This window comes from Corallococcus interemptor (assembly GCF_003668875.1).
In the GTDB taxonomy this organism is placed as follows: Bacteria; Myxococcota; Myxococcia; order Myxococcales; family Myxococcaceae; genus Corallococcus; species Corallococcus interemptor.
Map to the genome: position 1 here is coordinate 79,175 of NZ_RAWM01000021.1, position 12,495 is coordinate 91,669.

Consider the following 12,495-nt stretch of genomic DNA (forward strand, 5'->3'; position numbering starts at 1 on the left):
GCGGCGCGGATCCATTTCACTTCTGCAATGCAGCCTGGAGCCGCGGCCATGACGCCGTGAGCCATGCCCCGCAACGACAACGCCCGCCAGGGCCAGGGGCCGAGGCGGGCGTCGGGCGGCAGCGAGCTGCCGGCCCCAGGTGCTGGGTGACTACTGGCCGAACAGCGTGCCGGCCTGGGCCAGCCAGTCGGTGACGTGGCCCGGGAGGATGCCCAGCAGCACCACGGCGACGGTGGCGATGACGAGCGCGGCCTCGGTGCCCCAGTTGCGCTCCAGCGGCTGGGCGCCCTCGGGGATGGGGTGCATGAACATGTAGACGACGACGCGCAGGTAGTAATACGCGCCCGCCGCGCTGCTGAGCACCGCCACCACGGTGAGGCCCACGAGGCCCACGTCGATGGCGGCCTGGAAGATGAGCAGCTTGCTCATGAAGCCCACGGTGGGGGGGATGCCGCCCAGCGACAGCATGAAGGCCGCCATGGCGAACGCCCAACCCGGGCGGCGCTGCGCGAGGCCCGCGAAGCGCTCCAGGTCCCAGGCGGTTCCCTTCTCCTCGTCCTCACGGCGCTCCAGCGCGGAGACCATGGCGAAGGCGCCCGTCGCGCTGAAGGTGTACGCCAGCAGGTAGTAGAGGATGCCGCGCAGCGCGTCCGAGCGCGCCACGTCCAGCGGCGTGCCACCGGACAGCGACGACGCGGACAGCAGGCGGAAGCTCTCGCCCGGGGCCGCGACGAACAGCGCCGCCACGCCCAGCAGCAGGTAGCCCGCGTGCGCGATGGAGGAGTACGCCAGCATGCGCTTCACGTTGCGCTGCGGAATCGCCATCAGGTTGCCGGCGATCATCGTGAGCAGCGCCAGCGTGGCGAAGAGCATCAGCGGCAGCTTGGGGTCCATGCCCTTGCCCACCGTGACGAACACGCGCACCAGCGACGCGAACGCCGCCGCCTTCACGCCCGCGCTCATGAGGGCCGTCACCGGGGTGGGGGCGCCCTCGTACACGTCCGGCGTCCACATGTGGAACGGCACCGCCGCCACCTTGAACGCGAAGCCCGCGGCGATGAGCACCGCGCCCACGTAGACGAGCGCCGGCGTCGTGGACAGCGCCTGCTGCAGCGGCCCCGCCATGTCGTTGAGCTTCGTGGTGCCGGTGGCGCCGTAGAGCAGCGCCGTGCCGTACAGCAGGACGGCCGAGGAGAAGGCGCCCAGGATGAAGTACTTGAAGCCCGCCTCGCTGGGGCGCGTGCCGCGGCGCAGGTACGCCGTCAGCGCGTACGTCGCGATGGAGAGCACCTCGATGTTGACGAAGATGGTGATGAACTCCGACGACATCGCCAGCAGGCTCATGCCCGCGGAGGCGAAGAGCATCAGCGCGTAGAACTCACCGCGCTCCGCGCCACGCTTGCGCAGGAAGCCCACCGCGCTCAGCGCCGCCAGGCCCAGGCCCACGCTCACCACCAGGGTGAGGAAGCTGGAGAAGGGGTCCAGCACGCCGAAGCCGAGGAACACCTCCTGCGGCGGTTCGAACATCAGGCCCACGGCCACGGCGCCGCTGGCCACCGCCGCCACGACGGTGAGCACCGCCTGGTAGCCACGGGACGCCGTCGCGGAGAGGAACACCTCCGACAACAGCAGGACGCAGGCCGCCACCACCATGATGATGGCGGGCAGCATGGGGAGGAAATCCGCCAGGGTGAGATTTGGCAGGTTCATGGAGTCTTTCGGGGCCTACTCGCGGACGGCGAGCGGCGCGGCGGGAACGGAGGGGCGGGCCGCGGCGGCGGTGGAGGGCAGCGACATCACCTCCACGCGCAGTTGTCCGTCCTGCGCCTGGGTGGCGCCCGGAGCGCCCACGCTGGCGCGCGCCACGTAGCGGTCCGTGGACGGAGCAATGCGGTCCAGGAAGGGCTGCGGCATCAGGCCCATCACCGCCACCAGCACGATGAAGGGGGCCGTGGTGAGCATCTCGCGCACGTTCATGTCGCGCAGGTGCTGGTTCTCCCGGTGCGTGATGCTGCCGAAGAACACCTTCTGCACCATCCACAGCATGTACGCCGCGCCCAGGATGACGCCCAGCGTGGCGAACGCGCCAAAGCCCAGGGGCAGGCTGCTCTTGAACGTGCCCATCAGCACCAGGAACTCGCCGATGAAGCCGTTGGTGCCCGGCACCGCCACCGACGAGAAGGTGATGATGACGAACGCCGCGGTGAACACCGGCATCACCTTGGCGATGCCGCCGTAGTCCGACATCAGGCGCGTGTGGCGGCGCTCGTAGAGGAAGCCGAACAGGAGGAACAGCGCGCCCGTGGACACGCCGTGGTTGAGCATCTGGTACGCGCTGCCCGTGGCGCCCTCACTGGTGACGGCGAGCAGGCCCAGCATGCAGTAGCCCAGGTGGCTGACGGACGAGTACGCGATGAGCTTCTTGATGTCCCGCTGCGCCAGGCACATCAGCGCGCCGTACACGATGCCAATCACCGCCAGCACCGCGAGGAACGGACGGGCCTGGTGCGCCGCCACCGGGAAGAGCGGAATCGCGAAGCGCCAGAAGCCGTAGGTGCCCATCTTCAGCATCACGCCGGCAAGAATCATGGAGCCCGCCACCGGCGCCTGGACGTGCGCGTCCGGCAACCAGGTGTGCACCGGCCACATGGGGACCTTGATGGCGAACGCCAGCGCGAACGCGGCGAACATCCACGGGCCGTAGGTGTGCAGCGTGGCGGCCAGCCCCGTCAGGGAGTCGCAGTTGCCCTCCACCCCGTTGGTGCACGCGGCCAGCTGCTGATTGGCGGCCAGCAGGTTGTTGTAGAGCGTGCCGTAGTCGAACGAGCGCACGCCCGGGCCACCGCTGATGAAGTACACGGCCACGATGGCCACCAGCATCAGCAGCGAGCCGACCAGCGTGTAGAGGAAGAACTTCACCGCCGCCATGCGGCGGTCCTCGGCGCCCCACACACCCACCATCAGGTACATGGGGATGAGCATGGCCTCGAAGAAGATGTAGAAGAGCAGGACGTCCATGGACGCCAGCGCGCCCAGCATCGTCGTCTGGAGCACCAGCAGCGCCAGGTGGAACTCCTTGATGCGGTGCTGGATGTACGTGGTGGAGGCGAGCACCACCAGCGGGCCCAGGAACACCGTCAGGAGCAGCAGGCTCACCGCCAGGCCATCCACGCCCAGGTGGTAGCTCATCCCGAACTGCTGGAACCACGGGACGCGGTACTCCATCTGGAACTCCGCCCCGGACGGCTCGAAGCGGAAGTACGCCCAGACGCCGAACACCAGGTCCAGCAGCATGCCCACGAAGGTGATGGTGCGGACCTGCCCGTGTTCAGACGCGGGCAGCGCGAGCACCAGCGCCGCGAACACGAGCGGCAGGTAGATGACGACGTTCAACAGGTGGGTGTCGAAGAAGCTCATGAAAGCACCTGCACGAGGGCGTAGACCGCGCCGCCCAGGATGGCGAGCGCCATGATGGCGGCGTAGGCCTGCGCGTCACCCGTCTGGAGCCGGCGCAGCCCGAGGCCCACCTTCTCCGTGACGTACGCGGTGCCTCGCACCAGCACCGTGTCGATGACGAGCGCGTCCACCACGCGGAAGAGGATGAAGGCCACGAACTTCACCGGCCGGATGAGGATGAACTCGTAGAGCTCATCCACGTAGAACTTGTTGAGCGCCGTGCGGCGCACCGCGCGCGCGAACGCCGGCACCGGCTGGCCCACCCGCGAGGGGAAGAACTTCAGGTAGGCGAACGCGGCCGCGCCGCCGCCCAGGAGCGCCCACATCCACGCGAACGCGTAGTCGCCGACGCCAGGCACGCTGGTGTCCAGCTTCACCGTCTGGGCCACGCGGGCCACCGTCTCCGCCGGGCGCAGCACGGGAGACAGGAAGTTCTCGAACACCGGCTGCGTCCCGCCGCCCGTGCGGGGCATCAGGGGCAGGGCGTACACGAAGGTGATGAAGGCGAGGAACGCCAGGATGACCAGCGGCAGCGTCATGTGCCACGCGCTCTCATGGGCGTGCGCCAGCTTCGCCTCCGGGGACCGCTTGCCCGTGAAGGTGAGCAGGTAGACGCGCGACATGTAGAACGCCGTGGAGGCGGTGATGAGCAGGCCCAGCACGTAGACGAAGCCGGACACCCACTCCAGGCCGTGCAGGTGGTTGTGGTGCACGCCGTGGAAGATGGCGTCCTTGGAGAAGAAGCCGGACATGATGGGGAAGATGCCCGTGATGGCCAGCGTGGAGATGAGGAACGTGGCGTGCGTCCACTTCATCTCCTTCCACAGGCCGCCCAGCTTCTTGATGTCCGTCTCGTCCCCGTTGCCGTGCATCACGCTGCCGGCGCCCAGGAAGAGGCAGGCCTTGAAGAACGCGTGCGTCATCAGGTGCATCGCGGCGGCCCAGAAGACGCCCATGCCCACGCCCATGAACATGATGCCCAGCTGGGACACCGTGGAGTAGGCGAGCACCTTCTTGATGTCGTCCTGGGCGAACGCGATGAGCGCCGCCAAGAGCGACGTGAGCGCACCCACGATGGCGATGGTCGCCATGGCGGTGGGGGACAGCACGAGCAGCGCGCTCATGCGGCAGAACAGGTACACGCCCGCGGTCACCATCGTGGCGGCGTGGATGAGCGCGGAGACCGGCGTCGGGCCGGCCATCGCGTCCGGCAGCCAGACGTACAGCGGCAGCTGCGCGCTCTTGCCCGCGGCGCCCAGGAGGAAGAGCAGCATGATGGACGTCATCACGCCGCCGAAGGTGTAGCCGGACAGCGGCCCGGACTCGATGGGCGTGGCCAGGGACACCGCGCCGCCCGTGCCTTCCGGCAGGGCCAGGGCCAGCTTCTCCAGGCCCTTGAAGGTGACGGGGCCCTTCTGGGCGATGCCCTGCTCGTAGCGGGCGCGCGACGTGGACGCCGCGTTGTAGTCCCGGGGGTCCGCCTGGCGGTTGAAGGCGCTCACCGTGAGGATGAGCAGGAACGTGGCGATGAGGAACGCGAAGTCACCGATGCGGTTGGTGACGAACGCCTTGCGGCCCGCCCACGCCTTCGCGCTGTCCGTGTACCAGAAGCCGATGAGCAGGTAGCTGGCCATGCCGACGCCCTCCCAGCCCACGAAGAGCAGGACCAGGTTGTCGGCCATCACCAGCGTGAGCATCGCGGCGACGAAGAGGTTCAGGTACGCGAAGAAGCGCCAGTACCCATCGTCGTGCTCCATGTAGCTGGTGGAGTACAGGTGGATGAGGAAGCCGACGCCCGTGATGATGAGCAGCAGGATGCCCGACAGGTGGTCCACCAGCAGGCCGAAGTTCACCCGGAAGTCACCGGCGGCGAACCACGTGCCGTAGTCGTGCGCGATGGCGTAGCGGATGGTGTCCCGCTCGATGCCGAACGGGTTGGCCATGCTCACCACGCGCCCGCCGGCCGCGTCGCTGGTGGCCCAGAAGGCCAGCACGCTCAGCACGAAGGCGCCGGCGATGGCGGAGCACGCCACCAGGTGCACGTTGGCGCGGCCCAGCCACTTGCCGAACACGCCGCACACGAACGCGCCCAGGAGCGGCAGCAGGATGATCAACCCCAGCGAGGGGCTGAACACATCTGGGGGGATGGGTGCGGTTCTGAAGAACTCGACGAGGGATCCGTCCATGGGTGTGCTCAGGGGTGACGGGGCGTTAGTGCTTCATCGTCCGGATGTCGTCGACGTTCACGGAGCCGCGACTGCGGAAGACCGCGATGACGATGGCCAGACCGATGGCCGCTTCCGCGGCCGCCACGGCGATGACGAAGAAGGCGGACACGTGCCCGGTCCCTTCGCCGTGCATGCGCGCGAAGGCCAGGAACGTGAGGTTGACCGCGTTGAGCATCAGCTCCACGCACATGAAGACGACCAGCGCGTTCGTGCGCACCAGCACGCCGAACATGCCCATGCAGAAGAGGGCCGCGGCCAGCAGGAGGTAGTAGGTGATGGGGACCATTGGGTTGTCCGGAAGGTCGCGGGGGATCAGATGCGGGACTTGGCCACCACCACCGCGCCCACCATGGCCACCAGCAGGAGCAGGCTGACCGCTTCGAACGGCAAGAGCCAGGTGGTGTAGATGGTCTCGCCGATGGACGCCAGGGTGCCGAACGCCGCCTGGCCCTTCGCGTCCAGCTGCGCGGGCTGCGCGTTCATCCGGCCCAGCGTCACGGCCAGCACGGCCAGGAGGCCCAGCGCGGACGCGCCGCCCAGCAGCCGCGTCGCGGACGGCTTGCCGCGGTGGGGGGCGTCACCCAGGTTGAGCAGCATGATGACGAAGAGGAAGAGCACCATGATGGCGCCCGCGTAGACGAGCACCTGGATCGCGGCCACCGTGTGCGCCCAGAGCAGCACGTAGATGCCGGCCAGGAAGAAGAACGTCGACACCAGGGCCATGGCGGAGTTGATGGGGCTCCGCGCGGTGATGACCATCCCCGCCGACAGCAGCGTCATGACGGCGAAGACGCCGAAGAGAACCAATTCGATGTTCAAGACCAGTCTCCGAAGGAACCCCAGGGGTGGTCACCGTACGGGCAGCGGTGCTCCCGAACGTGAGCCTCGAACTCGTCCCGGAACCGCATGAGGAAGGAGTGCGTGGGCAGCGCCGCCGCGTCACCCAGCGCGCAGATGGTGTTGCCCAGGCCAATGGGCGGGTAGGGCGCGATGGAGGAGGCGACGTTCGACAGCATGTCGATGTCGCTCATCTCCGCGCGGCCTTCCTCGATCTTGCGCAGCAGGCGCGTCTGCCAGGGCGTGCCCTCGCGGCACGGGGTGCACTGGCCGCAGGACTCTTCCGCGTAGAAGCGGGCCACGCGCCAGAGGCTGCGCACCATGCAGGTGGCGTCGTCCATCACGATGACGCCGCCGGAGCCGGCCATCGTCTGCTTCATCTTCAGCGCCTCGAACTCCAGCGCCACGTCCAGCTCGTCCGCGCCCAGCACCGGCGCCGAGGAGCCACCCGGGATGACCGCCTTGACCTTGCGGCCCTTGGGCATGCCCTGGCCGTACTTGTCGTCGTGGATCAGCTCCAGGATGGTGGTGTGCATCCCCACCTCGTAGACGCCGGGGCGGTTCACGGAGCCGGACAGGCAGACCAGGTGCGTGCCGCCGGACTTGTCCGTGCCCAGCTTCGCGTACCACTCCGCGCCCTTGGCGAGGATGGACGGCACGCTGGCGAGCGTCTCCACGTTGTTCACCACCGTGGGGCTGCCGAACAGGCCCACCACCGCGGGGAACGGGGGCTTCAGGCGGGGCCAGCCCTTCTTGCCCTCCAGGGACTCCAGGAGCGCCGTCTCCTCGCCGCAGATGTACGCGCCGGCGCCGCGGACGACGTAGCAGTCGAGCGCGAAGCCCTCCTTGCCCATCAGCGACTTGCCGAAGATGCCGGCCTTGTAGGCTTCATCAATGGCCGCCTGGGTGCGCTCCGCCTGGAACTTGAACTCGCCGCGCAGGTACACGTAGCAGGTGTGCACGCCCAGCGCGTACGACGCGATGGCGATGCCCTCCAGCATCATGTGCGGGTCGTTCTCCAGGATGTAGCGGTCCTTGAAGGTGCCCGGCTCGGACTCGTCGCCGTTGACGGCCAGGTACTTGGGCTTGGGGCTGTCCTTGGGGACGAAGCTCCACTTCATGCCCGTGGGGAAGCCCGCGCCGCCGCGGCCGCGGAGGTTGGACTTCTTCACCTCGTCGATGATGGCGGCGGGCTCCATGGAGAGCGCGCGCTTGAGCCCGTCGTAGCCGCCGCGCGAGCGGTAGCTGTCCAGGGTCCAGGACTGGGGCTTGCCCCAGGCCGCCGAGATGACGGGTTCGACCGCCTTTGCCGTAGAGGCCATGGATGAACGTCCTAGGAAAGCAAGGGGGAGGAGGAGCGGCTCACGACAGCTTGGCCAGGATCGCGTCCAGCTTCGCCTGGGTCAGCCGCTCGTGGTGATCCTCGTTGATCTGCAGGCAGGGCGCCGTCCCGCAGGACGCCAGGCACTCCGTCTCGCGCAGGGTGAACTTGTCGTTCGTCTCCCCGGCGGACAGGCCCAGCTTCTGCTCCAGGTACGCGAGCATCTTCTCCGCGCCCCAGAGCGAGCAGGACAGGTTCGTGCAGACGTCGATGACGTACTTGCCCGGCTTCTTGAGGTGGTACATCACGTAGAAGCTGGCGACCTCGTAGGCGCGCTCCGGCGTGACTTCCAGATTCTTCGCCACCAGCCGCAGACCGTCAGGAGGCAACCACCCCTTGAGGTCCTGCAGCAGGCGCAGCGCGGGAAGCATGCCGGCGCTTTTGCGATCAGAGGGGTAGTGCGAGAGGATTTCCGCGATCCCCGCGTCGAACTTCTTCTGCTCTTCAGGAGTGAACAGGGGCTCCGCCATGGCGGGCCGTACGTATTGCCGCAATGGCTTCGTTGTCAACATAAACCCTCGGCGGTAGACTGGACCGCCCTCAGCAAATTACCGAGCGATTTCAACCCCTTGTTATGAGCCTGGACCCTGCGGACCAGCGGCAGCACCCTCGTATCCCCACCATCCTCCGGGTGGACTACACCCATGGCCGGCCGCTGCGGGACGTGACGGAAAACCTGTCGGCCGGAGGGTTCTTCGTCCAGACCGAGCAGCTGTTCGCGGTGGGGGACGAGCTGCGGCTTGCACTTTCTTTCCCGGGACTGCTGGATCCGGTAGAAGTCGCCGGGACGGTGGCGTGGGTGCGCATCGCCGCGCCCGATCAGCCGGGCGGCGTGGGCATCCGTGTGGAGAGCGAGCAGGACCGGCGGCGACTGGGTGACATCTTGAGTGCGGCAGGACCCAACGACAGCGCGGCGACCCCTCAGGAGCAGGACGGGTACCGTGTGCTCATCGTCGAGGACAACCCGCACATCATCGAGATGTACAGCTACGTGCTCAAGAAGCTCGCGAGCAACGATCTGCACGGCAAGGTCCCGCTGGAGGTCCATTTCGCCCCGGACGGCCACCACGCCCTCCTGCGGCTGCGCGAGGACCGCTTCAGCCTGGTGATGCTGGACCTCTACATGCCGGTGATGGACGGCTTCGCCCTGGTGGAGCGCATCCGCGAGGAAGAGGAGCTCAAGGGCATCCCGGTCATCGCGATCTCCGCGGGCGGCAAGGAGGCCCAGGAGCGGGCGATGCAGCTGGGGGTGGACATCTACCTGCGCAAGCCCGTGCGGTTCGTGGAGGTGCTGGAGACGGTGAAGCAGCTCCTGCGCATCCGATAGGAGCCGGGCGTTGTTGATGCGCCGGGCGGGTGCCGCGTAGAGTCCGCGCACCCATGACGAAGCCCGCCATCCATCGTGACACCGTCAGTGGCGAGGCGCTGCTCATCCTGCAGAATCTGCGGGAGAACGGCCGCCTGGGACGCTCGAACAAGCTGGCTGACGTCAAGGCCGCCCTCGAGCCGTCCGTCTCGCTGGAGTTCGACAGCTACTTCTTCTTCCTGCGCAAGTTCCACTACATCGCCATGGACCGCGAGGCCCAGCTGAAGCTCACCGAAACGGGTGAGCGGGTGGTGGAGGGCGACCTGCAGGACCGGTTCGCGTCGGAGGTCGACGACTTCTTCGCGGATCAGCTCCTCCCGGCGGAGGACGCCACGCACATCGGCCGCCCGCTGGACGAGGACGAACCGATGAGCGTCCCGCCGCCGCCGCCGGAGCTGCTGCTGGACGAGACGGAGGTGGATCCGTCCTCCCTGGCCTCGGCCGCGACGCCGGTCCCGGTGTCCCCTCCGCCCATGCCGCCGTCGCGCACGCAGCGCGTGGCGATGCCGGCGCTGGACCTGGGGCAGGCCGCGACGCAGATGCAGCCCGCCGCCCAGCCGTCGCCCATCGCGCCGCCGCCCTCCCAGCCGGCGCGTCCGGAAGGTTCGGCGGAAGGACGCCGGGAGACCTTCATCGGGCTGCCGCCGGCTCCGGCGTCCCAGCCCATCGTGGTGACCGCGCCGGCTCCCAGCGCGTCCCAGCCGCTCATCATCACCCCTCCGCTCTCCGCCGCGCCCGCTCCAATGCCCCCTTCCGCCACGACTCCCGCTCCCGCGGCCCCGGTTCCCGCCGCCGCTGCCGCCGCGAAGGGCTCCAGCGACCTGGACCTGCGCTACCAGAAGTTCGACCCCATCGGCACGGGGCCGCTGGGGACGGTCTTCAAGGGCCGCTACAACGCCCTGGGCCTGGACATCTGCATCAAGGAGCTGAAGGACATCTTCGGCTACTTCTCCTTCCTGCAGCGCGGTGAGGTCCTCAAGCGCCTGAAGAAGGAGCTGTGCGCGCAGGCGCAGGTGCGCCACCCGGGCGTGGTGCAGATCCTCGACCAGAACGTGGACTCGGCGCGGCCCTACTTCGTGGTGGAGCTGATGCGCGGCAGCCTGAAGGAGCGGCTGGAGGCGGCCGGCGGCAAGGGCATTGACGTGCAGCACGCGCTGCGCACCTTCCTGCAGCTGGCGTACGGCCTGAAGGCCGCGCACGCGGCGGGGCTCACGCACCACAACATCAAGCCGGAGAACGTCCTCTTCGACGCGTACGGCAACGCGAAGCTCGCCGACTTCGGCATGAGCCGCGTGGTGGAGGTGGACGCGACGAAGGGCATGCCCCAGGTGTTCGTGGGCACGGGCGGCATGGTCTACATGGCGCCGGAGCTGATGAACAAGGGCGTCCAGGAGGCGGGCCCGTCCGCGGACGTGTACGCGCTGGGCATCCTGCTCTACGAGATGTTCACCGGTCAGATTCCGGGCCGCCGCTCGCCGCTGCCCTCGGAGGTGAACCCGGAGGCGCCCAGCGGGCTGGATCAGCTCTTCGACAAGGCCACGCAGGACCGCCGCGAGCAGCGCTACCCCGACGTGGACGCGATGCTGGCGGACTTCTACAAGGCCTTCCCGGAGCGCGAGTTCCTGGAGCGCGGCTCGCTCATCCTGTCTTCGGATCCGCAGGAGTAGTCGTTGGCAGGGCAGGCGGGCCTCTTCGTGAGGCCCGCCCGTCCCTGGATGGACGGGCTCGCCCGTCCCCGCGGAGACCTGTCAGAGTGCCGGCGCCCATGTCCACGCGCTCCTCCGACAGCGTCCTCCTCACCGTCACCGGCAGGGACGGCCCCGATACCACCGCTCGTTTGACCGGCCTGCTCGCGCAGGCGGGCGCGGAGCTGCTCGACGTGGAGCAGGTCGTGGTGCAGGGCCTGCTCACCCTGGCCCTCTGGGTGCGCCTGCCCGGAGGGGAGGCCCTTCAGGGGCTCCCCGAGCTGGCCCGGGAGTTGGGCGTCACGGTGGACGTGCGCGCGGTGCCTCCGTCCGCCGAGCCCGTGGGCCCGGAGCCCTTGCGCTACGTCGTCACCGCGGTGGGCAAGGCGCTGGGCGTGCGCGACGTGCACGCGCTGACGCGGGAGCTGGTGGCGGGCCACGCGCGCGTGGAGCGCATCACCCGGCTGAGCGAGACGCCGCTCGCGGCGGTGGAGCTGCACGTCACGCTGCCGCCGGACGCGGATGCCACGGCGCTCAAGCGCGCGCTCCTGGCGCTGTCCATGGCGAGCCCCACCTTCGACGTGGCGCTCCAGCGCGAGAGCCTCTACCGGCGCGGCAAGCGGATGGTGGTGATGGACATGGACTCCACGCTCATCCGCATCGAGGTCATCGACGAGCTGGCGCGCGCGTACGGCGTCCACGCGAAGGTGGCCGCCATCACCGAGCGCGCGATGCACGGGGAGATGGACTACGACGAGTCCCTGCGCCAGCGCGTGGCGCTGCTCGCGGGGCTGGACGCGCGCGTGCTGCACGAGCTGGCCGCGAACCTGCCGCTCACGGAGGGCGCGGAGACGCTGATGCGCGTGCTCCGGCGCCTGGGCTACCGCACCGCGGTCATCAGCGGCGGCTTCTCCGTGGCGGCGGAGGCGCTCCAGAAGCGGCTGGGCATCGACTTCGCGTACTCCAACGCGCTGGAGGTCCAGGACGGCAAGCTCACCGGCCGCACCGTGGGCACCATCGTCAACGCGCGCCGCAAGGCGGAGCTGCTGGAGACGCTGGCGAAGCAGGAGGGCATCCTGCTGGAGCAGGTCATCGCCGTGGGCGACGGGGCCAACGACTTGCTGATGCTGGAGAAGGCGGGCCTGGGCATCGCCTTCCGCGCCAAGCCGAAGCTGCGTGAGGCCGCCGACACGTCCATCTCCGCCGGCGGGCTGGACACCATCCTCACGCTGCTGGGGCTCACCGCGCGCGAGCTGCGCGAGGTGGGCTGAAGACAAACTCCAAAGTCAGACGCGCATGCGCGCGGCCAGCTCGCGCTGCTGCACGGTGCCCTTCTCGAAGACGAGCTCCAGCAGGGCGCGCAGAATCTTGGAGCTCTTCTCCTGGTTCTGCTGCACCGTCTGCAGGCGGACCAGGTCCTCCTCCGTCCACTCGTTGGTGGGCGTGCCGCCCGCGAGGATTTCATCCAGGATGTCCGAGGCGCTGGAGCCCGCGTTCGCGGAGGGGGCAGGGGCCGCGCGCGCGGCGGGGGCCGGAGCGGCG

At 68.8% G+C, this 12,495-nt stretch carries 10 protein-coding genes and 1 pseudogene; 3 read left to right on the forward strand and 8 right to left on the reverse strand.

Annotation, left to right across the window (positions count from 1 at the left end; translation table 11 throughout):
* Nucleotides 1-150: 150 nt before the first annotated feature.
* Genes D7X96_RS10915 through D7X96_RS10945 form a run of 7 tightly spaced genes read right to left on the reverse strand, consistent with a single transcriptional unit; the run spans nt 151 to nt 8,372 of the window.
* Complete coding sequence (locus tag D7X96_RS10915; RefSeq protein WP_120550734.1) at nt 151-1,710, reverse strand: NADH-quinone oxidoreductase subunit N; 1,560 nt, start codon at nt 1,708-1,710, stop codon at nt 151-153.
* A 15-nt stretch (nt 1,711-1,725) separates the two neighbouring features.
* The gene (locus D7X96_RS10920) at nt 1,726-3,417 is read right to left on the reverse strand and encodes a complex I subunit 4 family protein (RefSeq protein WP_120550733.1); all 1,692 of its coding nucleotides are present in this window, start codon (nt 3,415-3,417) and stop codon (nt 1,726-1,728) included.
* Entirely contained in the window at nt 3,414-5,642 is a 2,229-nt protein-coding gene (gene nuoL, locus D7X96_RS10925; RefSeq protein WP_121723490.1) for an NADH-quinone oxidoreductase subunit L, read from the reverse strand. The genes D7X96_RS10920 and nuoL overlap by 4 nt, the downstream gene beginning before the upstream one ends.
* 25 nt (nt 5,643-5,667) lie before the next feature.
* Nucleotides 5,668-5,970 (reverse strand): NADH-quinone oxidoreductase subunit NuoK, encoded by a 303-nt coding sequence (nuoK, locus tag D7X96_RS10930; protein WP_120527355.1) that lies wholly within the window; start codon nt 5,968-5,970, stop codon nt 5,668-5,670.
* A gap of 26 nt (nt 5,971-5,996) precedes the next feature.
* A complete protein-coding gene (locus tag D7X96_RS10935; RefSeq protein ID WP_120550731.1) occupies nt 5,997-6,503 on the reverse strand; it encodes an NADH-quinone oxidoreductase subunit J family protein in 507 nt (168 codons plus the stop codon).
* On the reverse strand, nt 6,500-7,843 hold the full coding sequence (nuoF, locus tag D7X96_RS10940; protein ID WP_120550730.1) for an NADH-quinone oxidoreductase subunit NuoF: 1,344 nt from the start codon (nt 7,841-7,843) through the stop codon (nt 6,500-6,502). The genes D7X96_RS10935 and nuoF overlap by 4 nt, the downstream gene beginning before the upstream one ends.
* A 40-nt stretch (nt 7,844-7,883) precedes the next feature.
* Nucleotides 7,884-8,372: an NADH-quinone oxidoreductase subunit NuoE family protein gene (locus D7X96_RS10945; RefSeq protein ID WP_120550729.1), complete on the reverse strand. Its 489-nt coding sequence runs from the start codon at nt 8,370-8,372 to the stop codon at nt 7,884-7,886.
* Nucleotides 8,373-8,476: 104 nt separating this feature from the next.
* Here D7X96_RS10945 and D7X96_RS10950 point away from each other — a divergent pair, with 104 nt between their 5' ends.
* The 3 genes from D7X96_RS10950 to serB all read left to right on the forward strand — a co-directional run bounded on the left by D7X96_RS10950 (nt 8,477) and on the right by serB (nt 12,224).
* Complete coding sequence (locus tag D7X96_RS10950) at nt 8,477-9,229, forward strand: TIGR02266 family protein (protein ID WP_120550728.1); 753 nt, start codon at nt 8,477-8,479, stop codon at nt 9,227-9,229.
* 53 nt (nt 9,230-9,282) lie between these two features.
* A complete protein-coding gene (locus D7X96_RS10955; protein WP_120550727.1) occupies nt 9,283-10,935 on the forward strand; it encodes a serine/threonine-protein kinase in 1,653 nt (550 codons plus the stop codon).
* Nucleotides 10,936-11,033: 98 nt separating this feature from the next.
* Nucleotides 11,034-12,224 (forward strand): phosphoserine phosphatase SerB, encoded by a 1,191-nt coding sequence (serB, locus tag D7X96_RS10960; protein ID WP_121769665.1) that lies wholly within the window; start codon nt 11,034-11,036, stop codon nt 12,222-12,224.
* A gap of 15 nt (nt 12,225-12,239) precedes the next feature.
* Here the strand turns inward: serB and D7X96_RS10965 are convergent.
* Nucleotides 12,240-12,495, reverse strand: a pseudogene (locus D7X96_RS10965) (GspE/PulE/PilB domain-containing protein); the annotation flags it as partial.

What these genes read in the sequence shown, in the direction of transcription:
- D7X96_RS10955 (WP_120550727.1), top strand. Translation starts at nt 9,283, where the DNA reads ATGACGAAGCCCGCCATCCATCGTGACACCGTCAGTGGCGAGGCGCTG.
- nuoL (WP_121723490.1), bottom strand. Translation starts at nt 5,642, where the DNA reads ATGGACGGATCCCTCGTCGAGTTCTTCAGAACCGCACCCATCCCCCCA.
- D7X96_RS10945 (WP_120550729.1), bottom strand. Translation starts at nt 8,372, where the DNA reads ATGGCGGAGCCCCTGTTCACTCCTGAAGAGCAGAAGAAGTTCGACGCG.
- nuoK (WP_120527355.1), bottom strand. Translation starts at nt 5,970, where the DNA reads ATGGTCCCCATCACCTACTACCTCCTGCTGGCCGCGGCCCTCTTCTGC.
- D7X96_RS10920 (WP_120550733.1), bottom strand. Translation starts at nt 3,417, where the DNA reads ATGAGCTTCTTCGACACCCACCTGTTGAACGTCGTCATCTACCTGCCG.
- D7X96_RS10915 (WP_120550734.1), bottom strand. Translation starts at nt 1,710, where the DNA reads ATGAACCTGCCAAATCTCACCCTGGCGGATTTCCTCCCCATGCTGCCC.
- nuoF (WP_120550730.1), bottom strand. Translation starts at nt 7,843, where the DNA reads ATGGCCTCTACGGCAAAGGCGGTCGAACCCGTCATCTCGGCGGCCTGG.
- serB (WP_121769665.1), top strand. Translation starts at nt 11,034, where the DNA reads ATGTCCACGCGCTCCTCCGACAGCGTCCTCCTCACCGTCACCGGCAGG.
- D7X96_RS10950 (WP_120550728.1), top strand. Translation starts at nt 8,477, where the DNA reads ATGAGCCTGGACCCTGCGGACCAGCGGCAGCACCCTCGTATCCCCACC.